The sequence below is a fragment of the Ahrensia marina genome (assembly GCF_001293565.1).
GTDB classification, from domain to species: Bacteria; Pseudomonadota; Alphaproteobacteria; order Rhizobiales; family Rhizobiaceae; genus Ahrensia; species Ahrensia marina.
Map to the genome: position 1 here is coordinate 43,669 of NZ_JXMU01000008.1, position 21,754 is coordinate 65,422.

Annotated in this window: 27 protein-coding genes; 20 read left to right on the forward strand and 7 right to left on the reverse strand. The window is 50.9% G+C overall.

What is annotated here, in order from left to right; all coding sequences use genetic code 11:
• Positions 1–6 precede the first annotated feature (6 nt).
• The 4 genes from SU32_RS06585 (at position 7) to SU32_RS06600 (ending at position 2,704) form a co-directional block, all read left to right on the forward strand.
• The gene (locus SU32_RS06585) at positions 7–216 is read left to right on the forward strand and encodes a hypothetical protein (protein WP_144421055.1); all 210 of its coding nucleotides are present in this window, start codon (positions 7–9) and stop codon (positions 214–216) included.
• 78 nt (positions 217–294) lie between these two features.
• Positions 295–828, forward strand: coding sequence for a cytochrome b (locus SU32_RS06590; RefSeq protein WP_053998566.1), 534 nt, complete (start codon positions 295–297; stop codon positions 826–828).
• Between the two features lie 152 nt (positions 829–980).
• Positions 981–1,985 carry a glycoside hydrolase family 25 protein gene (locus SU32_RS06595; RefSeq protein WP_053998567.1) on the forward strand — a complete coding sequence of 335 codons (1,005 nt, stop codon included), beginning with the start codon at positions 981–983 and terminating at the stop codon, positions 1,983–1,985.
• Positions 1,958–2,704 carry a glutamine amidotransferase-related protein gene (locus tag SU32_RS06600; protein ID WP_053998568.1) on the forward strand — a complete coding sequence of 249 codons (747 nt, stop codon included), beginning with the start codon at positions 1,958–1,960 and terminating at the stop codon, positions 2,702–2,704. The genes SU32_RS06595 and SU32_RS06600 overlap by 28 nt, the downstream gene beginning before the upstream one ends.
• Here SU32_RS06600 and SU32_RS06605 read toward each other — a convergent pair.
• Positions 2,683–3,402 (reverse strand): GntR family transcriptional regulator, encoded by a 720-nt coding sequence (locus SU32_RS06605; protein WP_245625499.1) that lies wholly within the window; start codon positions 3,400–3,402, stop codon positions 2,683–2,685. The two genes, SU32_RS06600 and SU32_RS06605, sit on opposite strands and share 22 nt — an antisense overlap.
• Before the next feature lie 145 nt (positions 3,403–3,547).
• Here SU32_RS06605 and SU32_RS06610 point away from each other — a divergent pair, with 145 nt between their 5' ends.
• The 3 genes from SU32_RS06610 to SU32_RS06620 are packed head-to-tail and all read left to right on the forward strand — an operon-like array spanning position 3,548 to position 6,150.
• On the forward strand, positions 3,548–4,705 hold the full coding sequence (locus tag SU32_RS06610) for an LLM class flavin-dependent oxidoreductase (RefSeq protein WP_053998569.1): 1,158 nt from the start codon (positions 3,548–3,550) through the stop codon (positions 4,703–4,705).
• A gap of 24 nt (positions 4,706–4,729) precedes the next feature.
• Entirely contained in the window at positions 4,730–5,635 is a 906-nt protein-coding gene (locus SU32_RS06615; RefSeq protein ID WP_053998570.1) for an aldo/keto reductase, read from the forward strand.
• Between the two features lie 14 nt (positions 5,636–5,649).
• Positions 5,650–6,150 (forward strand): flavin reductase family protein, encoded by a 501-nt coding sequence (locus SU32_RS06620; protein ID WP_053998571.1) that lies wholly within the window; start codon positions 5,650–5,652, stop codon positions 6,148–6,150.
• Here the strand turns inward: SU32_RS06620 and SU32_RS06625 are convergent.
• The 4 genes from SU32_RS06625 to hemB all read right to left on the reverse strand — a co-directional run bounded on the left by SU32_RS06625 (position 6,112) and on the right by hemB (position 9,365).
• Positions 6,112–7,020 (reverse strand): DMT family transporter, encoded by a 909-nt coding sequence (locus SU32_RS06625; RefSeq protein ID WP_053998572.1) that lies wholly within the window; start codon positions 7,018–7,020, stop codon positions 6,112–6,114. The genes SU32_RS06620 and SU32_RS06625 overlap by 39 nt on opposite strands.
• 21 nt (positions 7,021–7,041) lie before the next feature.
• Positions 7,042–7,794 carry an arginyltransferase gene (locus tag SU32_RS06630; RefSeq protein WP_053998619.1) on the reverse strand — a complete coding sequence of 251 codons (753 nt, stop codon included), beginning with the start codon at positions 7,792–7,794 and terminating at the stop codon, positions 7,042–7,044.
• A gap of 68 nt (positions 7,795–7,862) precedes the next feature.
• Positions 7,863–8,306, reverse strand: coding sequence for an RDD family protein (locus SU32_RS06635; protein ID WP_053998573.1), 444 nt, complete (start codon positions 8,304–8,306; stop codon positions 7,863–7,865).
• Between the two features lie 57 nt (positions 8,307–8,363).
• The gene (gene hemB, locus SU32_RS06640) at positions 8,364–9,365 is read right to left on the reverse strand and encodes a porphobilinogen synthase (protein WP_053998574.1); all 1,002 of its coding nucleotides are present in this window, start codon (positions 9,363–9,365) and stop codon (positions 8,364–8,366) included.
• Positions 9,366–9,463: 98 nt separating this feature from the next.
• Here hemB and SU32_RS06645 point away from each other — a divergent pair, with 98 nt between their 5' ends.
• Positions 9,464–9,931 (forward strand): DUF6163 family protein, encoded by a 468-nt coding sequence (locus SU32_RS06645; RefSeq protein ID WP_053998575.1) that lies wholly within the window; start codon positions 9,464–9,466, stop codon positions 9,929–9,931.
• A gap of 136 nt (positions 9,932–10,067) precedes the next feature.
• On the forward strand, positions 10,068–10,580 hold the full coding sequence (ldtR, locus tag SU32_RS06650) for a transcriptional regulator LdtR (RefSeq protein ID WP_053998576.1): 513 nt from the start codon (positions 10,068–10,070) through the stop codon (positions 10,578–10,580).
• A 62-nt stretch (positions 10,581–10,642) separates the two neighbouring features.
• Here the strand turns inward: ldtR and SU32_RS06655 are convergent, their stop codons facing one another.
• Complete coding sequence (locus SU32_RS06655; protein WP_082376513.1) at positions 10,643–11,431, reverse strand: DUF1295 domain-containing protein; 789 nt, start codon at positions 11,429–11,431, stop codon at positions 10,643–10,645.
• A gap of 130 nt (positions 11,432–11,561) precedes the next feature.
• Here SU32_RS06655 and SU32_RS06660 point away from each other — a divergent pair, with 130 nt between their 5' ends.
• From SU32_RS06660 to SU32_RS06695, 8 genes are all read left to right on the forward strand, one after another.
• A complete protein-coding gene (locus SU32_RS06660; RefSeq protein WP_053998578.1) occupies positions 11,562–12,836 on the forward strand; it encodes a L,D-transpeptidase family protein in 1,275 nt (424 codons plus the stop codon).
• 158 nt (positions 12,837–12,994) lie between these two features.
• A complete protein-coding gene (glyA, locus tag SU32_RS06665; RefSeq protein WP_053998579.1) occupies positions 12,995–14,311 on the forward strand; it encodes a serine hydroxymethyltransferase in 1,317 nt (438 codons plus the stop codon).
• A gap of 6 nt (positions 14,312–14,317) precedes the next feature.
• Entirely contained in the window at positions 14,318–14,800 is a 483-nt protein-coding gene (nrdR, locus tag SU32_RS06670) for a transcriptional regulator NrdR (protein ID WP_053998580.1), read from the forward strand.
• A 17-nt stretch (positions 14,801–14,817) separates the two neighbouring features.
• Entirely contained in the window at positions 14,818–15,927 is a 1,110-nt protein-coding gene (ribD, locus tag SU32_RS06675) for a bifunctional diaminohydroxyphosphoribosylaminopyrimidine deaminase/5-amino-6-(5-phosphoribosylamino)uracil reductase RibD (RefSeq protein WP_053998581.1), read from the forward strand.
• A complete protein-coding gene (locus tag SU32_RS06680; protein WP_053998582.1) occupies positions 15,927–16,553 on the forward strand; it encodes a riboflavin synthase in 627 nt (208 codons plus the stop codon). The genes ribD and SU32_RS06680 overlap by 1 nt, the downstream gene beginning before the upstream one ends.
• Before the next feature lie 35 nt (positions 16,554–16,588).
• Positions 16,589–17,032 (forward strand): 6,7-dimethyl-8-ribityllumazine synthase, encoded by a 444-nt coding sequence (gene ribH, locus SU32_RS06685; protein ID WP_053998583.1) that lies wholly within the window; start codon positions 16,589–16,591, stop codon positions 17,030–17,032.
• Positions 17,032–17,499, forward strand: a complete 468-nt coding sequence (gene nusB / locus SU32_RS06690; protein ID WP_053998584.1) for a transcription antitermination factor NusB — start codon at positions 17,032–17,034, stop codon at positions 17,497–17,499. Before ribH ends, nusB begins: the two co-directional genes overlap by 1 nt.
• Positions 17,496–18,707 carry an MFS transporter gene (locus SU32_RS06695; protein WP_053998585.1) on the forward strand — a complete coding sequence of 404 codons (1,212 nt, stop codon included), beginning with the start codon at positions 17,496–17,498 and terminating at the stop codon, positions 18,705–18,707. Before nusB ends, SU32_RS06695 begins: the two co-directional genes overlap by 4 nt.
• Positions 18,708–18,767: 60 nt before the next feature.
• Here the strand turns inward: SU32_RS06695 and SU32_RS06700 are convergent, their stop codons facing one another.
• Positions 18,768–19,274, reverse strand: coding sequence for an outer membrane protein assembly factor BamE (locus SU32_RS06700; protein ID WP_053998586.1), 507 nt, complete (start codon positions 19,272–19,274; stop codon positions 18,768–18,770).
• Positions 19,275–19,417: 143 nt separating this feature from the next.
• Here SU32_RS06700 and SU32_RS06705 point away from each other — a divergent pair, with 143 nt between their 5' ends.
• The 3 genes from SU32_RS06705 (at position 19,418) to plsX (ending at position 21,752) form a co-directional block, all read left to right on the forward strand.
• Entirely contained in the window at positions 19,418–19,975 is a 558-nt protein-coding gene (locus SU32_RS06705; RefSeq protein WP_245625500.1) for a ubiquinol-cytochrome C chaperone family protein, read from the forward strand.
• Positions 19,968–20,567, forward strand: a complete 600-nt coding sequence (locus tag SU32_RS06710) for a YceD family protein (RefSeq protein WP_053998587.1) — start codon at positions 19,968–19,970, stop codon at positions 20,565–20,567. Before SU32_RS06705 ends, SU32_RS06710 begins: the two co-directional genes overlap by 8 nt.
• Before the next feature lie 108 nt (positions 20,568–20,675).
• Positions 20,676–21,752, forward strand: coding sequence for a phosphate acyltransferase PlsX (gene plsX / locus SU32_RS06715; RefSeq protein ID WP_053998588.1), 1,077 nt, complete (start codon positions 20,676–20,678; stop codon positions 21,750–21,752).
• Positions 21,753–21,754: the final 2 nt, after the last annotated feature.

A 21,754-nucleotide genomic window follows, 5' to 3' on the forward strand; every position in this document is an offset into this window, starting at 1 on the left:
AGGTGGGTGGTTATGGTCAAAGAGTTTTACGCTGATGAGCATAACTACCATTTGACCTTGAACGAGTTGATTAAATTGCGCCTTGGCGCAAAATTCAAATGCCGCAAATGCGGTGCTGAATATGACTTTGATATACCCGAACTGATTGCCAAGCACGGCGGCGAGACGCGCCTTCGATTTATTCAGCGCAACGCAAAGTGCCGTTATTGCGATTGATATCAGTGCCGTTTTTGAAACTATTATAAGCCTTGGTCACGTTTCTGTTAGCAATAAGACGGCGAGGCTATATGATCAATGACGCTTAAGCGACGCACAATGCTCAAATGGATACACTGGACAATGGCACCATTGTTCGTGTGGTTCATGGTTGTGCAACCTAAAGATGTTGTGCCGCTCGGTCCGGCCTATTTTCAGTTTCATTCGATCCTGGGTTTGATCTTTGTCGTGCTGGCTCTGGTCTGGACGGCGGATTTTCTCATACGGGGACTCGCCAGCAAGCCCGGACCCAAATTGCCGCCTTGGGCACGCAAAACCCATCAAATCATGCACAAAACCCTCATTTGGGGAATGTTTCTGGTTGCGCTGACCGGCTTTCTGCTCGGCCTGACTTCTTCGCGGCTCTTGTTTGCCGGTGGATTTTTGCCCATTGCGCCGCCGCTTAACTGGCCTCTGGCCAATGATTGGATCGGTTTCTTCCACACGATAGAGTTTTATGCATTGGGCATTTTTGCCATCGGACATGCCGCGTTTCATATCTGGCGTCATGTTAGATTAAAGGACAATGCGCTGCGTATTATGATGCCCAAGCGCTTCCACCGCTTTCTTTAGCTGGCAGAGAGCGCTGAGTCGCCGGCCCCAAAACCGGATAGATTAACTTTTTGCTAACCAGATCAATTTGCCGATTCTTTATTCATTGTCCGTTAAGGTTACGAAAATCGTGCAATTGCGCAAAATAAAATCTTAATGTGAGTGGGTATGACATGCGTTTGGCAATTTTTGCCAGTTTGGCTTTGGCCGCAACCGCCTTGACGGCTTGTACGTCCGGTTCAACGAGCGATGTGCTTGAATTGAGACCGTCCGCAGAGGTGGTCAGCTCGATCAATGTGTCTCAAAATGATCAGGAAGACATGTTGGAACCGCTTTCCTTGGAAGAGCAAAACCCGTATCCGGCACCCATGGCCGAACAGCAGCAGGCCCAAACACAAAAGCCGGTTGAAATGGCCGCATTGCGCCCTGAAAATCCGGCAAGGCAGATTGCGCCGCAGGCAACGCACAAGCGCTCAAAGATTTATTCTGAAAGTTTCCGTGACGCACACCCGATCAAGTTTCATCCGGCGCGGCATCCGTCAAAGTTTGAAGTACACGGCGTAGATGTGTCGCATTGGCAATCAAAGATTGACTGGAAAACACTGCGCACACAGGGCGCGAACTTCGCTTTCATCAAGGCAACAGAAGGCGGCAAGCATGTGGACCGCCTGTTCAAGCACAATTGGGATGAAGCCAAAAAAGCCGGTATTCCGCGCGGCGCATATCACTTCATGTATTGGTGCCGTAATGCCGAGGAGCAGGCGAACTGGTTTATTCGCCACGTGCCAAAAGAAAAGGGCGCTTTGCCGCCGGTGCTTGATGTGGAATGGCACGGCAACCGCAAAACCTGCCCGGGCAAAATCTCGAAAAAACGTGTTCTGGCGAAAATGGAAGTCTGGTCACGTATGATCGAGCGCCATTATGGGCAAAAGCCGATCATCTATACGGCACCGGATTTTTATGACGATAATTTGAAAGGTCAGTTCAAGGACCACTCATTCTGGCTCCGCTCGGTCGCTGAGCACCCGAAAATGCGTTATCCAAATCAGGATTTCGCCTTTTGGCAGTATTCAGGCACTGGACTTTCAAAAGGCGTGTCGACAAAGATCGATCTCAACGTATTCAACGGTACAGAAGAGAGTTGGCATCGATGGTTGCAGGGGCGCGTGGCGAAGTAAGGCCGCTTTACGTAATTGAACATTGGCAGATTGCCGAGCCGGATGCCGGACGTCAGCATTTAATATCTCAAGGCTATGATGTGCGCGTCATTGAGCCTTGGAAGGGTGAGACCTTGCCGGAATTATCCGGCGAGGAAGCCGGCGTCATGATTATGGGCGGTCCTCAAATGATCACCGAGGCGACCAAAGACAATCATCCATTCCTGCTTGATGAGCTGCGTTTCATCGAAGGTGCAATGGGCAAAGACATTCCGCTTGTCGGTGTTTGCCTTGGTAGTCAAATGATCGCAGCGGCGATGAACGCAAAAGTCTCCTATCGCGATGACGGCGCGATGGCGATGGGCTTTTACGGGATAGATGCAAAACCGGCGGGCAAGGCTCTTGGTTTGAACGATAATATGATGGTGTTGAATGGCAACAGCCAGACATGGGAGTTGCCATCAGGAGCAGAACTTCTTGCGACCGCACATGACGATAATCCCCATAGTAATCAAGCGTTTAGTGTTGGAAAGACATTGGCGTTGCAGTTCCATCCGGAAGTGACACGCCCGATCTTGACGCAGTGGCAAACTGAGTTCGGTGCCTATATCGGCCGCCCGGGCACGCAAACGAAAGAGCAGCAAGACAGCGGTTTTGAAACCTATGATGCAAAGCTAAAGGACTGGTATCGCCGCACACTGGATAAATGGTTCGTCAATCACGCCCATCTCGCCACATAGGCAACGGTCTGCGGGTCAAACCAGTTACGGCTGAACTCCTCGACTGTATCGGCATTTCCCCATGATATGCGTTCGACATAGCCAAGGGGCATGCCTTCGCTAAACGGGCTGTCGCTTGGCGCAAAGTCGGGGCAGGGCGCTGCGCTGACTGAATCCTCGACGCGCGAAATCCAGAAATTTAAATCTTGCCTGTAAAACAGATGCATGGCTTCGGGCATCGATTCGATATCGATGCTTTCGGCATGGCGTGCGTCAAACCAGATTTCTTCAAGTGCGGCAGGCGTTTTACCCAGATAGCGCAAGCGGCGCACGCGCCATGCCTGCTCGGAGGAACCATCGCCAAAGCGCGGTAGAAAGTTCGGATTGGCGAGCTTATCAAGGGAAAGGATTTGCGCTGTGGGCAGACCGGCACCAGATTTAAGTTCCAAGTGCAGAAACTCGTAGATCGAGCCTGTCTTGGCGCGTTTACGTACATAGGTTCCTGAACCTTGAATACGCTCCAGCAGCTTTTTGTCTTCCAGATCAGCCAGCGATTTGCGCAATGTGCCAACCGCAACACCAAGGTGGGAGGCAAGATTTGCTTCGGTCGGAAGGCGTGTGCCGTCAGGCCAGATGCCCGCCGCAATTTCACGTGAGAGTAGCTCTGATATCTGCATGTAAAGCGGTAAGGCACCGCCGCGTTGTTTCGTATCCGACAAAGTTTTCCCCCCGAATTCGGGCCGATATTAAAAGGGGCACTTTGCGATGTCACCATAAATTATAGCATCAAAATTCATTCACTATTGATACATATGCAATCAAGTGGTAGAACAATATTTATACGAACGCGCAGGAGAAGGTTAAATGACGATTGTTCCGGTAAAATCAGCAGATGTCGATGCGGCGGAAGTTTCCTGGTTCGCGCCGATATGTTCAGATGACTACCGTCATTTAGGTGTTCCGGATGGTGATCTTCGCTCATCATGGGAAAATACCAGTAAAATTGTCCAGCGCGCAGACGAACTTGGTTTCAGAAATTGTCTTTGTCCTTCCTCTTATCAGGTTGGCATGGACACGTGGACATTTGCTTCCGGACTGGCGCCTATAACTCAGAATATCAATCTTTTGGCGGCTATTCGTTGCGGTGAGGTGCATCCGGTCATGCTTGGGCGCGCCGTTGCAACCCTTGACCATATGATGAAAGGACGCTTGACGCTGAATGTTATTTCCTCGCCATTTCCCGGTGAGCAGGCGTCAAGTGAATACCGTTACCAGCGCTCGACCGAAGTTGTTGAAATTCTGCGCCAGTGCTGGACGCAGGACGAAATCAATTATGAGGGCGAGATCTATAACCTCAAAGGGCTGACGACAGATCCGGTTCGTCCGTACCAGCAAAACGGCGGACCTTTATTGTATTTCGGTGGCTATTCACCGGACGCTGTCGAGCTTTGTGCGAAACATTGCGATGTATATCTGATGTGGCCGGAGCCTGAAGAACTTATCGCGGAGCGTATACAAAACGTTGCAGCGCGGGCCACGGCGCATGGCCGCACCATCGATTATGGTTTGCGGGTACATATGATTGTGCGTGATACAGAGCAGGAGGCATATGAATATGCGGACGAGCTTGTAAGCAAGCTTGACGATGAAAAGGGTAAGGAAATCCGCGAGCGTGCGCTGGATGCCAAAAATTACGGTGTTGCGTTACAGGCGGCCAACCGCGACCGCGCGGATGAATTCGGCTTTATCGAACCGCATCTCTGGGCAGGGGTGGGCCGTGCGCGTTCAGGCTGCGGCGCGGCACTTGTCGGATCGGTTGATCAGGTGATGAGCAAGATCGAGGCATACCAGAAAATGGGTATCCGATCATTCATCTTTTCGGGCTATCCTCATTTGGATGAATGCGAAATATTTGGCACTAAGGTGTTGCCGCACTTGAAAACATGTTCAATGCCTCATCTATATGGACGTGTGCCGGACGAAACGCCATCAACGCCGCTTGGCAATGGCACACGTAAATAATTGAAGGGTAATGGACTTTCCAGCATGCAAATGATCAGTTTTAAAAACGATGCGCTTGAAATGAGCCGCCTTATCTACGGTGTGTGGCGTCTGGCAGATGATGCCGATACCTCACCGGCTCATATTGTCCGTAAGGTTGAGACTTGTCTGGACCAAGGCATTACAACATTTGACCATGCTGATATTTATGGCGGTTATGTCTGTGAAAAGCTCTTTGGTGATGCGCTGAACGGGCGTGATGATCTAAAGAAAAAAATGCAGATCATAACCAAATGCGACATCATGCTCACCGGAAAACCCTATCCGGAGCGCCGCGTAAAATATTACGATACGTCTGCTGCCCACATTAATGCTTCTGTCGAAAATTCTCTTAAGCGCATTGGTGTCGATGTTATTGACATGGTTCTGATCCATCGCCCTGATCCGATGATGGACCATCATGAAACGGGCGCAGCGCTGGACGCTCTGGTGGATGCCGGCAGGGTGCGCGGTATCGGCGTATCCAACTTCATGCCGTGGGATATCGATCTTCTGCAATCAGCAATGAAACACCCGATTTTGACCAACCAAATCGAAATCAACATTCTGGAACATGCGCCATTTACTAATGGCCAGATTGCCAAAGCACAGCAGGCTGCTATGCCAATTATGGCATGGTCGTCTCTGGCTGGCGGACGACTGTTCGATGCGTCCGATGAAGCGGCAAAGCGCGTCCTGCCACGCCTGAAAGAAATTGCCGCTGAGCAAAATGTCGCTGCCGATGCGGTGGCGGTTGCATGGCTGCTTGCGCATCCAGCACAAATAATGCCGGTCATGGGCACCAATAATATCGACCGTATCGCGAAAATATCTGATGCGATGAACGTAAAAATCGACCGGGAAACATGGTTTGAACTGTGGACACTGGCCGAAGGCCATGAAGTGCCGTGAAGGAGATTTCTCTAATGAATGCCGATGCCAATATAAATCTCGATGCGCTCAACGCCAATCAGCTTAAAAAAGCGATGGGCTGTTTTGCGACCGGCGTAACCGTTGTGACGACCCATTTTGAGGGTCAGGACTACGGCATGACCTGCAATTCCTTCAACACGGTATCGCTTGATCCGGCAATGGTGCTCTGGTCGATACGCAAAGCATCATCCAGCCATGATGCGTTTGCAAATGCAAAAGGTTATACGGTCAATATTCTGGCAGCAGAGCAGGCCGATGCCGCAATGCGTTTCACTAAAGGTGCCCATGCTGATCGTTTTGCAGAGGTGGAAGTGCGCCGTCTTGAAAGCGGGCGCTTGATTTTACCTGAAGCAAGCGCGTGGTTTGACTGCGATATCAACCAGATTGTGAGTGCAGGGGACCATGACATTCTTATCGGACGCGTGCGCGCCTTTGCATCAGGTGAAAAAATGCCGCTAACTTACATCGGCGGCAAGTTCGTTACGCTGGGCTAAACGCTTTTTTCTCTCGCTGCGTAATTGCCAGAGCGAGTGACCGATCAGCGCGCAGATCAAAATTGTTCCGCCGATGAGCGTGTTTCGAGTCGGCACTTCCAAAAAGATCATCCACACCCAGATGGGTGCCAGAACAGTTTCCAAAAGATAGAACATCGCAACTTCCGGACCTGAAAGATATTTCGGTCCTGTGGCAAGGCACCAGAAGGCAATGGGAATAATGATCACGCCATTGGCGATTGTCCACCACGGGGCGTCAAGATGAAATGCCGAAACACCGCCTTTTGACAGCAGGATACCAGCAGCCAGAATAGTCGGTAATATACCGCCGATCATCGGCGCAAAACCCATATCCTTGCCGCTCATGCGCGCAAATACGATGCCCAAAGACAGGCCGAATGAGGCGGCAACAGCGCACAAATCACCAAAATAATTGCCGCTTTGAATGCTTTCCGAAACGATCAGAAACACCGCGAAAACCATAATCGCCATGGTAATCAGCGTTGCCGGTTTGGGTCTTTCGCGCAAAAGCACCCAACCAAGCAAGGCCGAGAATATGGTGGTTGATGTCAGAATAAAGACGAGATTGGCGGTGGTCGTATTGAACACGGCGGCGACAAAAGCAATCGCGCTCAAACCATAACAGCCTGCTACGATTATTCCTGCGCGTCCCGGCAGAAGCGAAACGCTTTTTCCTTTGCGAAGACTTAAGAAAATCCAACACAGCAGCGCGACTGCCAGACCCAGCCCGGAGCGGGTGAACTGCGCCGACCACTCATCGCCGCCGCCGAGCCTGATAAGGGGAATGTCGATGGTCAACACCATACCGCCGAAGCCGGTAATCAGCAGACCTTTTTGATAGGGTGTCATAATGCGCTTTATCCACTTGGTTTATTTACCGCGGTAAAGCTCCCATCCATTCGGGGTCAAGTGCTGTTGCGGCTTAAAGCGCGACTTGTATTCCATTTTTGGTGAGTCGGCGACCCAATAACCAAGATAAACAAATGGCAGACCTTGGGCATTGGCGCGGCTGATATGATCCAGAATTATCCATGTGCCCAGAGACTTAAATTCCGAGTCAGGATCAAAGAATGAATAGACCATGGAATAACCGTCGCTCATCCGGTCACATAAGGAAACGCCCACGAGCGGACCTTCACCTTGGCCGGTTATAAAACTGTCGGGACCGCGCCGACGGTATTCGATGACTTTGGTGTTCACATGCGTATCTTCCACCATCATCGCATAGTCCAGCGCTGTCATGTCCGACATGCCACCGTCACGATGCCGTGAATCCAAATAGGCGCGAAAGAGCGAGAATTGCTCGGATGTCGGCTCTGCATTGTGCTCGACACCGATAAGATCCTGATTGGCGTTGATAATGCGCCGCATACTTTTTGTCGGCTTGAATTCGTCAGCCATGATGCGGATGGAGATACAGCTGCGGCAGGATTCACATGCCGGACGATAGGCTATATTCTGACTGCGCCGGAAACCGCCCTGGGTTAAAAGCTCGTTCATTTCCGATGCTTTTTCACCGACAAGATGCGTGAAAACCTTCCGCTCCATCTGGTCCTCAAGGTAAGGGCAGCGGGACGGCGATGTTAAGAAAAACTGCGGTGTCTTTGTATCGTGCTGTGTCATCATCACCCGGAAAGCTTGTCAGGGTAAAATTGGTCACAAATCGAAAAACGTCAAGGTGTCACTTTTTGCTATCTGTCCGAGCGAATGACCCGTGTTCCCAGCGCAAGGTCGTGCAAAGTGCGTTTGTCTTCCAGCAGCAATGGCGCCAGCAAGAGCGGCATAAAAATAGCCGTTGTTGCCCAGAAAAGCACCGCATGAACAATGGCCGTCATTGAATCGATCCGCTGGCCGTCATAGCGCGACAGCTTGATGCTCATCATCTGCATGCCCCATGTTGCCTGTTTCTCACCGCCAACGGTCCACGCGATGTAGATACCGGCGACCAACATGCCCAAAATAGGATAGAGCAGCCATGCGGCACCCAAAGTCGCAACACCAAGAACGGCAATAAGAGGAACAGCCACAGCGATCAGGATCAAAATCATCGCATAATCGATAACAAAGGCAAATATCCGCCGTGTGCGCACACCGTCCAAAAGGAGCCAGTTCTGCTTTTCAATATCGGTGCTCATAAAATATTCATCCTCGATTTGTGTATAGGATGCACATGGGGACAAAGCGGAGGAATTTCAATTCCTTGCCAGATTCTCGGCTATTCTTGGTGCGAAATATGTCAATACGCCATCGCAGCCGGCACGTTTGAAGGCCAGCAGGCTTTCCATCATAACGCGCTCGCCGTCGATCCAGCCATTTGCGGCGGCAGCTTCAATCATCGAATATTCGCCTGATACCTGATAGGCAAATGTCGGCATTTGAAATGTGTCTTTCAGACGCCGGCATATATCCAGATAGGGCATGCCGGGCTTGACCATGATCATGTCGGCACCCTCTGCAATATCCTGTTCGGTTTCGCGGATGGCTTCGTCTGAGTTGGCCGGATCTATATAGTAGGTCTTCTTGTCGCCCTTTAATAGGCCGGATGTGCCAATCGCTTCGCGGTATGGGCCGTAATAGGCAGAAGCAAATTTGGTGGCATAGGACATGATCGCAACGTCGGATTGATTGGCCGAATCAAGCGCATCACGAATGGCGCCGATCCTTCCGTCCATCATATCTGATGGCGCAATAATGTCTGCACCCGCCTGCGCCTGCAAAACAGAGGCGCGGGCGATAATGTCGACAGTTTCATCATTGATAATGACGCCGTCGCGTAGAACACCGTCATGTCCATGGTTGGTAAACGGGTCAAGGGCGCTGTCGGTCATCAAGCCGATTTGCGGAACGGCGCTCTTGATGGCTGTGATTGCGCGCATGATGACATTGTCTTCATCAAGAATATGCGAGCCGGTAATATCTTTTTTCTCGAGCGGTATATTGGCAAAAGGCGCAATCAGCGTAATGCCAAGGTCATGCGCCTTTTTGGCCGCCTCGACAGCCATATCCACACTCAGGCGCGAAACGCCCGGCATCGCATCGATCGGCTGCGCCTGGTTTTCACCTTCAACAAGGAAAATAGGCCAGATCAAATCATTCACAGTGATCTGGTTTTCGCGCACGAGATTGCGTGACCATTCGGCTTTGCGCATGCGTCGTAACCGGCGCCCTTGAACAATGTCATCAATATTGCGCATCAATTTATTCCATTTTGCCTATGAATAACTCGTGCTGGACGTATCACGGGACTTTGCATTTAGCCAAGAGCTGGGATAGCAAATTATAAAGAGGGGTAATGATGCCTCTTGATCTCTGGTTTGACGCGATGCTCGACACGATACATAGCAATGGTACGCAGCGCACATTTATTGCGTCATTATATATATGGTTTCTGCGCGTCATGGCAGCGCTGTGCCTTGCCGCCGCACTGCTCAACTGGGCGCAGCTTACAGGGATTACACAGAACGGCGAATTGCGGTTCGATAATCTGGATACCCATTGGCGCATGCTCAAGACTGTTTTGGCGGTGATTTTGCCCGCAGCCGGGCTTGGTCTCTGGATGACACAATCATGGGGTGTTGTGTTGTGGCTGTTCTCTATGGGGCTGGAGCTGATGGCCTATGGCGTGTGGACAGATCTGTTCGAGCCACGGCCGATGACACTGATTACCCACAGCATCGCGATCGCTTTCCTGCTGGTTTTATCTATTGGTTTGTTTACTGAAAGACGCCGTATGCAGCGTATCGGAATTGAACACCTGTAAGAGCTTGTTAAGCAAAAAATAGATTGGGACAGTGTAAGAGCTTGTTAACGCTGGCTTTTAATTCGAATTTTATACGTCTTCGATAGGTTGAACTCACAAGCCGAGAAAACATCGGCAAATATACAGTGAGGCTACAATGTTAAACGAAGTTAAAACAGTGGGGGAATCCCACTCGTCAACAAATCAATCATCCACCAGTAAACTCTATCTTGAATCATTGCAGTTGGTCGAGCGTCTGCATCACCGCCTTCAGGAGGTTGTGAAAGACGAATTTGACCGTCAGGGCCGCAATGATATCAACGCTGTTCAGGCAATTCTTTTGTTTAACATTGGTGATGGTGAACTCACGGCCGGTGAACTGCGTTCGCGCGGATATTATCTGGGTTCGAACGTTTCTTATAACATCAAGAAACTGGTTGAACTTGGCTTTATCAATCACGAGCGTTCACGTTCAGACCGCCGTTCAGTGCGCATCAGCCTGACAGATGCGGGCATTGCAGTCGCAAAATCTGTTTCAGCGCTTTATGATCGCCATGTTGCATCAATTGAAACCGTCGGCGGTATCGGGGATGCCGAATTTGAGGCGATGAACCGCACAATGCAGCGTTTGGACCGTTTCTGGAACGACACAGTCATGTACCGCCTCTAAGTTTTTGTAAGAGGTCAGATAGAGCGTCGCATATTCATGCGGCGCTTTTTTTGTTTGGAATGTTATTTCTTGCCTTGTTTATTAAACGGCAAAAGCATTGGCGTCGTCTTTTTATAGGCTGAATAGGCAGGTCGGCTGCGCTCCAGATGTTTTTCTGTAAGCGGTATCGATACTGTAATCATAACGAACGTCAAAAGAGCAGGGCCGGCGAAGCTGATGAATGAGCCGGAAAGTGCAAAAGCTGCAAGCGATATGCCCCACCACAGAACGATTTCGCCAAAATAGTTCGGATGCCGCGAAAGCTTCCATAGGCCGTTTTTGACCAGTGCAAGAGATTTTGCGCTGTGACCCGCGTTTGCTTTGCCCGTGATCAACTGAAAATCCGACACCCATTCATATATAAAGCCGGCCAGAAATATCACTATGCCTAACCAGAACAATACAGGCATCGTCGCAAAATCGGTCCCGAATGCGACATGAAGAGGGGCTGCAATTAGCCAGAGCAGAACGGTTTGCAAAAGAAAAACAGTAAACAGGCTTTTCCACCAGAAGCCGCGGCCACCGTTTTTGCGCATCATCTGATAGCGTCCATCCTCTTCAAGAGTGCCGTGGTGACGGTTTACCAGATAACCGGCCAATCTCAGCGCCCATAATATAACGGCCCCAAACAAAACCCATTCGTAAAACGAGCCTGTTCCAAGCAGGTAAAGGTTGATCCCGCCAATAACCGCAAAACCTGGCCCCCAATAATAGTCAATAACCCCTGCATCTTGTGTCATGACATTGATTAGCCATATTCCGGTGAAACAAGTTAACGTGACCATAAACGTCAATGCGAGAGCGATGTACATAAATCCGGGATTACCTTCTGGTGGTCGCGCGATTGTTATTATGGTTTGCGCTTTGTTAAGTTGACGATGTTACGAAGCACTACATATTATAGTTTCGCAATCTTATTTGTATCCACTACGCGGGAAACCAATGACCGGATTTATTAAAAGCAATCGCCGCAACGTTTTAAAATCTGCAGCAGCGTTAGGCACGGCGGCATTTTTGCCATCTATGGCAAAGGCGCAGTCGTCAATTGGTGACATTTTACAATCGCCACAGCGGGGCAATTGGGATGATCAGTTTGATTCCGCCGGTTCCAGTAACAGGGCCGCTGTAGACAGCCGCCTGCCGATCTTGAGTCCACCGACAGTTTCTTATGTGGAAGCTGCGATCGACAATTATCGCGGTATCGTTTCGAATGGTGGATGGCCGCTCGTCAATGCTACCCAGCGTTTAAAGGTAGGTGTTCGTGATAATTCTGTGCGGCAATTGCGCCAGCGCCTTATCATTTCCGGCGATATGGCCCGCAATTCCGGCGAAAGCACCACATTTGATTCATTCCTTGATGCAGGGCTGAAGCGCTTTCAGGCGCGCCACGGCATGGTTGCTGATGGCGTTATGGGCAATTACACGCTGGCTGCGCTCAATATTGATGCACGCACCCGCCTTGGTCAGTTGGAAACAAACCTTGTGCGTTTGCGTTCAATGTCCGGATTCCTTGGCGATCGCTTTGTCATGGTCAATATTCCCGGCACTGAACTGGAAGCAGTGCGCAATGGCCGCGTAGAACGCCGCCATAAAACAATCGTTGGCCGTGTTGACCGCGAAACACCGGTTCTCTCGTCCAAGATTCATGAAGTTATTCTGAACCCGTATTGGACAGCACCAAAGTCGATTATCCGCAAAGACATCATTCCTTTAATGCGAAAAGACCCGACTTATCTGACACGCAACAAAATCCGTCTGTTTGACGGCAGCGGTCAGGAAGTGGCACCTGAAACTGTGAACTGGTCTACTGATGAAGCCGTTGCGCTGCGTTTCCGTCAGGATCCGGGCAAAATCAACGCGATGTCATCCACCAAGATCAACTTCCATAATCCGCATGCCGTCTATATGCACGACACGCCGCAGCAAAGCCTGTTCGGCAAGTTCTTGCGTTTTGAATCGTCCGGCTGCGTGCGAATACAGGATATTCGTGAGCTGTCTACCTGGCTGTTGTCATCTGACTCCGGCTATACGCGCGGACAGATCGAGCAGATTATCAAGTCCGGCGAAAGCACACCAATTCAAATGACAACGCCTGTGCCGGTCTATTTCGTCTATATCAGCGCATGGTCGACCGGTGACCGTGTGGTTCATTTCCGTGACGATATTTATAACCGTGATGGTGTAGGCGAGTTGGAAACTGCCGCTACGGCGCTTTAAGTTTCAAACCCAAATCTGCAAGAAATTCCTGACGGCGTATTCAATGTTTTGGATGCGCCGTTTTGACGTCGATTATAGCGATGACATAGTGGCAATCATCTGTTAGAGCGACCGCATGGGAAGAGCTTCATCTTCTAAATCATGAAAGGTGACCGTTTATGTCGACTGATAGTGCTACTCTGACACAGTTTTCCAACGATTTCTTCAATGAAACCTTGAGCGACCGCGATCCGGCTGTCTTTGGCGCTATCCGCAAGGAGTTGGGACGTCAGCGCCATGAAATCGAGTTGATTGCTTCTGAAAACATTGCCTCGCGCGCAGTGATCGAAGCACAGGGCTCAATCATGACCAACAAATACGCGGAAGGCTATTCAGGCCGCCGCTATTATGGCGGTTGCCAATATGTCGATATTGCCGAGAACCTTGCAATCGAACGTGTGTGCGAATTGTTCGGCTGTGAGTTTGCCAATGTTCAGCCCAATTCCGGCAGTCAGGCAAACCAAGCTGTCTTTATGGCGTTGGCAAAACCGGGCGACACATTGCTGGGTATGAGCCTTGATGCCGGCGGTCACCTCACGCACGGCGCACGGCCAAACCAGTCCGGCAAGTGGTTCAACGCTGTTCAATATGGTCTGGATATCTCAACTGGTCTGATTGATTATGATCAGGTCGAGGCAATGGCAAAAGAACACAAACCGCAGATCATCGTGGCCGGTGGTTCAGCCTATTCACGCGTGATCGACTTCAAGCGTTTCCGCGAAATCGCTGATTCTGTTGACGCAATTTTATGGGTTGATATGGCCCATATCGCTGGACTTGTTGCTGCCGGTCTTCACCCGAGCCCGTTCCCGCATGCCCATGTTGCCACATCGACAACACATAAAACCCTGCGCGGCCCGCGCGGCGGCCTTGTGCTGACCAATGACGAGGCAATCGCCAAGAAAATCAATTCCGCTGTCTTCCCCGGTATTCAGGGCGGTCCTTTGATGCATGTGATCGCCGGTAAGGCTGTTGCATTTGGTGAAGCGCTTCGTCCGGAATTTAAAACCTATATGAGCGCTGTTGCCGAGAATGCGAAAATACTGGCACAAACCCTTGTTGAAGGCGGCATGGACATTGTTTCCGGCGGTACGGACACCCATTTGATGCTGGTTGATTTGCGCCCGAAAGGCGTAACAGGCAAGGCAACAGAAGAAGCACTCGGACGTGCATTCATTACCTGTAATAAAAACGGTGTGCCGAATGATCCGCAAAAACCGACAATCACGTCAGGCATCCGCCTTGGTACGCCTGCGGCGACCACACGCGGTTTCGGCCCTGCGGAATTCCGTGAAGTTGGCAAGCTGATTGTCCGTATCGTTGATGGCGTGGCAGCAGCCGGTGAGGGCGGCGATACTTCCGCCGTCGAGGCTTCTGTCAAGGAAGATGTCATCAAATTGACAGACCGCTTCCCGATTTATGATTATATGAGCTGATAAAATATGCGCTGCCCGTTTTGCCATTCAGAAGATACACAAGTTAAAGATAGCCGTCCCGCAGAGGACAACACGGCTATACGGCGGCGGCGTGTATGCAATGATTGCGGCGGGCGGCACACAACATTTGAACGTGTGCAGTTGCGCGAGCTTTATGTTGTCAAGAAAAACGGCCGGAAAGTCGTTTTTGACCGAGATAAGCTTGCCAGATCATTTGAGATCGCATTGCGGAAACGTCCGATTGAGGCTGACCGCATCGAAAGGGCTGTGTCCGGCATCGTGCGCCAGCTCGAAAGCAGCGGTGAGCAGGAAATTGCCTCGGATGATGTTGGCGCATTGGTGATGGAGGTTTTGAAAAACCTCGATGATGTTGGCTATGTGCGTTATGCATCCGTTTATAAGGATTTTCGCGATCCCAATGATTTTCAGGAACTTCTGGGCGAGCTTGGTGGTCATTTGCCGACAGTTGAACCAGAAGTTCAAGATTAGTATTTCAGGCGCATCATATGGCGGCTGAGACATTCACAAAAACAGACGAACGGTTCATGGCAGCAGCCATTCGGCTCGGACGGCGGCATCTGGCCCGTACCGGTACGAACCCTTCGGTCTCAACGCTTCTTGTCAAGGATTTGGGCAACGGTCCTGTCATCGTTGGCAGCGGCATTACCGATATTGGCGGACGGCCCCATGCGGAGGCAGCAGCGCTGGCCGAAGCAGGAGAGCATGCACGAGGCGCAACGGCCTATGTGACATTGGAGCCATGCGCCCACCATGGCCGCACACCGCCTTGTGCCGTATCGCTTGTCAATGCGGGCATTACCCGTCTGGTCAGCGCCTTGACCGATCCCGATGACCGCGTATCGGGTAGAGGCTATAAAATTTTACGCGATGCGGACATAGCGGTTGCTGTTGGTTGTCTGGAAGATGAAGCGCGCAGCGTGCTTGGTTCTTACCTGAATCGATCCATGACAAAACGGGCGCAAGCGACTCTAAAACTTGCTGTTTCTGCCGATGGGATGATTGGTGACCGCAAAGTTCAGCAATTGATGATCACGCAGGAGCAGGCGCGGCATCAAAGTCATTTGCTGCGCGCCGAGCATGAAGCCATCATTGTTGGTGTTGATACGGCAATCATCGATAACCCGACGCTGACCTGCCGGCTGCCTGGACTGGAAGACAGATCACCGGCGCGCATTGTGTTGGACACCGGTGCGAGGATGAGCGTTGATTGTGCATTGGTGCGCACCATTGAGCAGGCGCCGCTTTATGTTGCAACGGCTTATCCGCAATCCGACAGTGCGAAGGCACTGAGCGATCATGGCGTCAAAATCATAGCGTGTGATATTCATGAGGGCCGCATTGCGCTGCCTGAACTGATGGAAGATTTAGCCGGTATTGGCATCACCCGCGCTTTGGTTGAAGGCGGTGCGCAAATTGCAGCAAGTTTTTTAAACGATGCGCTTGTTGAAAATATTAGCCTGTTTGAAAGTGACGTGGTGGTCGGTAAAAGCGGCATTTCCAGCCCCGTATCAAGCAATGAGCTACCCGATGGTTTTGAAATCAAGCGACGCGCACTATTCGGGCCGGACAGATATTTTGAGATCGGAAGAGTGTAATGTTCACAGGCATCATCACGGATATCGCAACAGTTGAAAACGTTGAAGAACTGGCGAGCGGTAAGCTCTTTCGCATTCAAACATCCTATGACCCCGAAACGATCGACATTGGCGCATCGATTGCCTGCGCCGGTGTATGTCTGACTGTGACGGCAAAATCGCCAGCCGGGAGCAACAGCCGGTGGTTTGAGGTCGAGGCTTGGGAAGAGGCTTTGCGTCTGACAAATGCGGCTGACTGGGAGCAGGGGACACGAATCAACACCGAGCGCGCGATGAAGGTCGGCGATGAATATGGCGGCCACATGGTGTCCGGCCATGTTGACGGCATTGCAGTTGTGACACGCATTGAAGCTGAAGGTGATGCAACACGTTTCTTTCTTGAAGCGCCGCAAGCATTATCAAAATATATCGCGCCTAAAGGGTCAGTCTGCCTTGATGGTACATCGCTGACTGTAAACAGCGTTGACGGCAATATTTTCGATGTTCTTCTCATTCGCCACAGCCAGGAAGTGACGACTTGGGGGCAGGTGCAAACCGGTGATAGGATCAATATCGAGATCGATCAGATTGCCCGATATGTAGAACGTTACATTTCGCGTCTTGCAGAGGCGGGTAAAGAGGCGTAGTCAGCCACTTCATTACATAACAGCCGGAACGTTACATGTCAGATGCCCCTCATTTTCTAATTGTCGAAGCCCGTTTTTACGACGATATGGCGGATGCCTTGCTGGAAGGCGCGACATCCGCACTCGATGAAGCCGGAGTTACCTATGATGTGGTCACGGTGCCCGGCGCGCTCGAAATTCCCGCTGCCATTGCCTATGCAATAGATGGTGTGACCGAGTATGACGGTTATGTTGCGCTTGGTATGGTTATCCGCGGCGAGACCTATCATTTCGATATTGTATCCAATGAAAGCTCGCGCGCATTGATGGATTTGTCTGTTGCTGAAGGTGTGCCGCTCGGCAATGGTATTTTGACCGTGGAAAATGCAATTCAGGCTTGGGCGCGTGTTCGCAAAACCGAACTGGACAAGGGTGGATTTGCAGCGCGTGCCGCAGTCACGATGTATCATTTGAAAAACAAAATGTTGGGCCAGGACTAATGGCTGAAGCAAAAACAAGATCAGCAAATAAACGCGGTGCAGCCCGTCTTGCGGCGGTACAGGCGCTTTTTCAGATGGATATTTCCGGCGCCGGTGTGCTTGAGATCGCAAGCGAATATGAGACCTTCCGCTTGGGTCAGGTTGTTGATGGCGAGGAATATGTGGCCGCCGATGCTGCCTGGTTCCGCGGTATTCTTTCAGGCGTTGTGCGCGATCAGACAAAACTGGACCCGATCATTCGCGAAGCATTGCAGGAAGATTGGCCACTATCGCGCATCGACAGCACCTTGCGTGCGATTTTGCGGGCAGGCACGTTTGAATTGCTTGAGCGCAAGGATGTGCCTGTTGCCGTGATCAATTCCGAATATATCGATATTGCAGCCGCATTTTATGAAGATGGCGACGAGCCCAAGCTCGTCAATGCTGTTCTGGACCGTATTGCCCGCAAATATCGTGAGAAAAAATGAGCGATACGCTGGATTTGGGCGAGGCGAGACGAACCGCCGCGACCTTTGCTATTTCCCAAGCCTTCGTCGGTGCCTGCGCGCCGATCGCCATATCCATTGGCGGTCTTGCCGGTCATTATCTTCTGGGCGCTGACAAGACCCTCGCGACACTGCCTGTTACCGGATATAATATTGGCGTTGCGATTGGCGCTTTGCCCGCTGCGATGCTGATGCGCGCAATCGGGCGTCGTTATGGTTTTTCAACCGGTGCGTTGGTTTCAAGTATCGGCGGTGTTCTGGCTGCGATGGCGCTCATCCAGCATAATTTTTGGTTCTTTGCCGCAGCGCTTATCGTGATTGGTGTCGGCGGATCATTTGTGCAGCAATACCGGTTTGCTGCCGCTGATGCTTCACCGCCAGCGTTCAAGCCAAAAGCAATTTCATGGGTTCTCGGCGGCGGGGTTTTTGCCGCGATCATCGGACCTCAAGCCGTTATTTTTACCAAAGATATGATGCAGCCTGTCAGTTTTGCCGGTGCATTTATATCAATCGTCGTTCTGGGCATTATTGGCGCAGGTATATTGATGACACTGCGCACATTGCCCGCACCGGTTGAAGACGCCGATGCGCCATCGGGCGCGGAACGCCCGACACTGCAAATTATATCGCAGCCGCGGTTCTTAATTGCGTTTTTGTGCGGTGTTACCACTTTTGCCATGATGAGTTTTGTGATGACGGGCGCGCCGCTCGCCATGATTGAATGTGGACATTCACTCGATGAAGCCACGCTTGGCATTTCATGGCATGTCATGGCTATGTTTGCGCCAAGCTTCTTTACCGGAAAGCTGATTGTACGGTTCGGCAAAGAGAAAATCGTCGCAACCGGGCTGATTTTGCTGATTGGTTGCGCACTCGTTGCCTTGTCCGGTCTGGCGCTTTGGCAGTTTTGGTTCGCGCTGATTTTGCTGGGCGTTGGCTGGAACTTTGGATTTATCGGCGCGACTGCAATGCTTACCGATACATACCGTCCCTCTGAAAAGAACAAGATTCAGGGCCTGCATGACTTTGCGCTGTTTTCAACCGTTGCATTTGCATCATTGGCTTCCGGCGCAACGCTTAATTCTTACGGCTGGGACATGCTCAACTGGATATTATTGCCGGTATGCGCAATCTCATTGCTTGTATTGCTCGCCCAATATTTGTTTGTCCGCCGCAAAACTCTCGCATAAAAAAACACTGCAAACCGGATCAGGCTTGCAGTGCTTTGAATTGTCTATTTGAGTGACGGCTTAACGTCGTCCACTCAGAATGCTGGACGCTGAAGGTCCGCCAAGCGAGCCTGTCAAGATTTGACCCAAGAATGTTTGGTCTCTGCCGCCGGTTGGTGTTGCACCAGCAATAAAGTCAAACACACGTCCGTCTTTAAGGCCGTAATCCGCGATCCGGCTAACAGTGTCTTCTTCATCGAAATAGATTGCAAAGACGCGCTGATCAACCAGCTTCGGCTTTAGAAACTGTGCCGAACGCACACGGGTCTGCGAAATGTAATAAAATACCTCGCCGCCGAAATTATTGGTAGTTGTCGGTGTGCCGAGCGCCAGCAATACCTGCTCTCGGCTTGATCCAACGGGTACCAGCGCCATGGTTTCTTCATCAACCACATAGCCCTGCTTGAAGGTCTCTTTGGAGCCCAGAACATTGGATGTTGTGCAGCCTGATACGCCTAGCATTGCCACTGCAATTGCTGCTGCGATAAAATGACCGTTTTTAGAGGCCTTGGAATTCTTTGCTGCCACGTCTATCTCCTTAGGCAGAGTACGCATACTCTTTATATTCTATTTTCCGGTACCGCACATAGCGTCTTCTTGCAAGCGCCAGCACAACGCGCTAGCAGCAAGCAAAAACTATTCGAGTGCCGAATAGAGCAAGGATTTGCATTATGATTATGTCACTGTTTCGACCAAAAAAACAAAATCCGAATAAGAAAATCGTTTCCAAGCTCTATGCACAAATTATTGAGGCAGGGCGCCAGCCTGTTCTTTATGCTGAATGGGGCGTTCCTGATACGCCCATTGGCCGCTATGAGGCTATCGGCCTTCATATGATATTGTTTCTCTTTCGCACCAGAAGCGCCAAACCCGCGCTGGAAGAATTGAGCCAGGATGTGCTGGATGAGTTTTTCCTAGAACTGGACCATTCCGTGCGTGAGCTTGGCGTGGGTGATGCCGGAGTGCCCAAACGTATGAAAAAACTAGGCAAAATGTTTTACGGCCGCATGGGACCATATTGGAAGGCTTTGGATGATAATGACCTTGCAGCATTGAAAGAAGCGCTTGCCCGCAACATATTACCGGATGAAAACGAGCAATTGGCAACAGAGCCTTTGGCCCAATATATGATCGATAGCGCTGCCCGTCTGGCAAAAATTGATGACGACAAATTGTTGCGCGGCGAGATCGATTTCCCGGAACCGCAAGGTATTGCTGTTTATGAATGATAAGAATTTGAGCGAAGAACTATCTGCTGGTGAGACGGCAAGTCCCATATCGCAAAAAATCAATGTGCTGAAGCTGCCTGCCAAGGGGCTGAATGTAAAAATTGAGCCGGATGCGGATGCGCTTGCTGCGCTGGCAGAAGCGATGGATGTGCTTTCCATTTCAGCGTTTTCTGCAAAACTGAACATTAAACGCTGGCATAAGGACGGGGTGAGGGTATCCGGTCCTTTAAGTGCGGTGCTCCATCAGCAATGCGTCATCACCTTGAAACCTGTTGAAGAGGTGATAAACGAGGAAATCAACGCTGTCTTCGTGCCGGAGACTTCAAAATTGGCAAAGCCTGATGTTTCAGGCGAGGCGAATGAATTGTTGATTGATCCGGAAGGCGACGATGTGCCAGAGGTATTTCAATCACCGTTTCTGGATGTGGGAGAGATCACGGCAGAGTTTTTTGCGCTTGAGATCAATCCTTATCCGCGCATTGACGGGGCTGAGGAAGAAGCCAAGAAGTTTGCGGAAGACAGCAATCCAGACGGGGATGATGCAAAAGAAAATCCATTCGCAGCGCTTGCAGCTTTGAAAGACAAGCTGTGAAGCTTTAAGGAAAAGCTTGTTCGCTGCCATAAAACCGTTATTTTCGCCCTGTTCAAAAGACTCGGAAATAACCTGAATTAAATAATCACGAAACGGGACGGTTCAGTTTTGGTCACAATATCAGTGGATGCGATGGGCGGCGATCATGGCCCCTCGGTACTCATACCCGGCGCGGCCATTTCGCTAGAGCGTCACCCCGAGCTGAAATTCATTTTTTACGGCAAGGAAAAAGATGTTCAGCCTGAAATCGACAAATTTCCAAAGCTGAAAGCTGCCAGTAAATTTGTACACTGTGATGTGTCCGTACGTATGGACGACAAGCCATCACAAGCGCTGCGTCAGGGACGTTGGAAGTCATCCATGTGGAAGGCGATTGAGGCAGTCAAAACAGGTGAGGCCGATGTCTGCGTTTCGGCCGGTAATACCGGCGCCCTGATGGCGATGTCACGTTTTTGCCTGCGCACAATGGCTGATATCGAGCGTCCGGCTATCGCTGCAATATGGCCGACTTTGCGCGGTGAAAGCATTGTGCTCGATGTCGGCGCGACGATTGGAGCCGATGCGCAGCAATTGGTTGACTTCTCCGTCATGGGAGCGGCAATGGCCCGCGCGATGATTGAAAACCCGAAACCGACAGTCGGTTTGCTGAATGTCGGTGTTGAGGAAATCAAAGGTCAGGAAGAGGTCAAGGAGGCCGGACGTCTGCTGCGCGATGCGGATTTGCCGACATTGGAGTATCATGGCTTTGTTGAAGGCGATGATCTGGGCAAGGGCACTGTGGATGTTGTCGTAACCGAAGGTTTTTCCGGCAATATCGCGCTCAAAACGGCAGAAGGCACAGCGCGTCAGATTGGCGAATATTTACGTGCCGCCATGGGACATTCATTCATGTCCCGAATTGGCTATCTGTTTGCCCGCAGCGCTTTTAAAAGGCTGGGCGAGAAAATGGACCCCCGCAAGGTCAATGGCGGCGTGTTCCTCGGTCTTAACGGTGTTGTCATCAAAAGCCACGGCGGCACGGACAGCGAAGGATTTGCGGCGGCTCTGGATATGGGGCATGACATGGTCCGCAACGAGCTTCAAAGCAAAATCGATATAGATATCAAAAAGTTCCACACCCGTCAGGGGCGCAGTCGATCCGCAAATTCGGCGTCGGAACAGTCTGAAAACAAAAGCGAAAAGTAAAC

Excerpts from the sequence above, each read along its gene's own strand:
- SU32_RS06590 (WP_053998566.1), top strand. The coding sequence starts at position 295 with ATGACGCTTAAGCGACGCACAATGCTCAAATGGATACACTGGACAATG.
- SU32_RS06595 (WP_053998567.1), top strand. The coding sequence starts at position 981 with ATGCGTTTGGCAATTTTTGCCAGTTTGGCTTTGGCCGCAACCGCCTTG.
- SU32_RS06600 (WP_053998568.1), top strand. The coding sequence starts at position 1,958 with ATGGTTGCAGGGGCGCGTGGCGAAGTAAGGCCGCTTTACGTAATTGAA.
- SU32_RS06610 (WP_053998569.1), top strand. The coding sequence starts at position 3,548 with ATGACGATTGTTCCGGTAAAATCAGCAGATGTCGATGCGGCGGAAGTT.
- SU32_RS06615 (WP_053998570.1), top strand. The coding sequence starts at position 4,730 with ATGCAAATGATCAGTTTTAAAAACGATGCGCTTGAAATGAGCCGCCTT.
- SU32_RS06620 (WP_053998571.1), top strand. The coding sequence starts at position 5,650 with ATGAATGCCGATGCCAATATAAATCTCGATGCGCTCAACGCCAATCAG.
- SU32_RS06625 (WP_053998572.1), bottom strand. The coding sequence starts at position 7,020 with ATGACACCCTATCAAAAAGGTCTGCTGATTACCGGCTTCGGCGGTATG.
- SU32_RS06630 (WP_053998619.1), bottom strand. The coding sequence starts at position 7,794 with ATGACACAGCACGATACAAAGACACCGCAGTTTTTCTTAACATCGCCG.
- SU32_RS06635 (WP_053998573.1), bottom strand. The coding sequence starts at position 8,306 with ATGAGCACCGATATTGAAAAGCAGAACTGGCTCCTTTTGGACGGTGTG.
- hemB (WP_053998574.1), bottom strand. The coding sequence starts at position 9,365 with ATGCGCAATATTGATGACATTGTTCAAGGGCGCCGGTTACGACGCATG.
- SU32_RS06645 (WP_053998575.1), top strand. The coding sequence starts at position 9,464 with ATGATGCCTCTTGATCTCTGGTTTGACGCGATGCTCGACACGATACAT.
- ldtR (WP_053998576.1), top strand. The coding sequence starts at position 10,068 with ATGTTAAACGAAGTTAAAACAGTGGGGGAATCCCACTCGTCAACAAAT.
- SU32_RS06655 (WP_082376513.1), bottom strand. The coding sequence starts at position 11,431 with ATGTACATCGCTCTCGCATTGACGTTTATGGTCACGTTAACTTGTTTC.
- SU32_RS06660 (WP_053998578.1), top strand. The coding sequence starts at position 11,562 with ATGACCGGATTTATTAAAAGCAATCGCCGCAACGTTTTAAAATCTGCA.
- glyA (WP_053998579.1), top strand. The coding sequence starts at position 12,995 with ATGTCGACTGATAGTGCTACTCTGACACAGTTTTCCAACGATTTCTTC.
- nrdR (WP_053998580.1), top strand. The coding sequence starts at position 14,318 with ATGCGCTGCCCGTTTTGCCATTCAGAAGATACACAAGTTAAAGATAGC.
- ribD (WP_053998581.1), top strand. The coding sequence starts at position 14,818 with ATGGCGGCTGAGACATTCACAAAAACAGACGAACGGTTCATGGCAGCA.
- SU32_RS06680 (WP_053998582.1), top strand. The coding sequence starts at position 15,927 with ATGTTCACAGGCATCATCACGGATATCGCAACAGTTGAAAACGTTGAA.
- ribH (WP_053998583.1), top strand. The coding sequence starts at position 16,589 with ATGTCAGATGCCCCTCATTTTCTAATTGTCGAAGCCCGTTTTTACGAC.
- nusB (WP_053998584.1), top strand. The coding sequence starts at position 17,032 with ATGGCTGAAGCAAAAACAAGATCAGCAAATAAACGCGGTGCAGCCCGT.
- SU32_RS06695 (WP_053998585.1), top strand. The coding sequence starts at position 17,496 with ATGAGCGATACGCTGGATTTGGGCGAGGCGAGACGAACCGCCGCGACC.
- SU32_RS06705 (WP_245625500.1), top strand. The coding sequence starts at position 19,418 with ATGATTATGTCACTGTTTCGACCAAAAAAACAAAATCCGAATAAGAAA.
- SU32_RS06710 (WP_053998587.1), top strand. The coding sequence starts at position 19,968 with ATGAATGATAAGAATTTGAGCGAAGAACTATCTGCTGGTGAGACGGCA.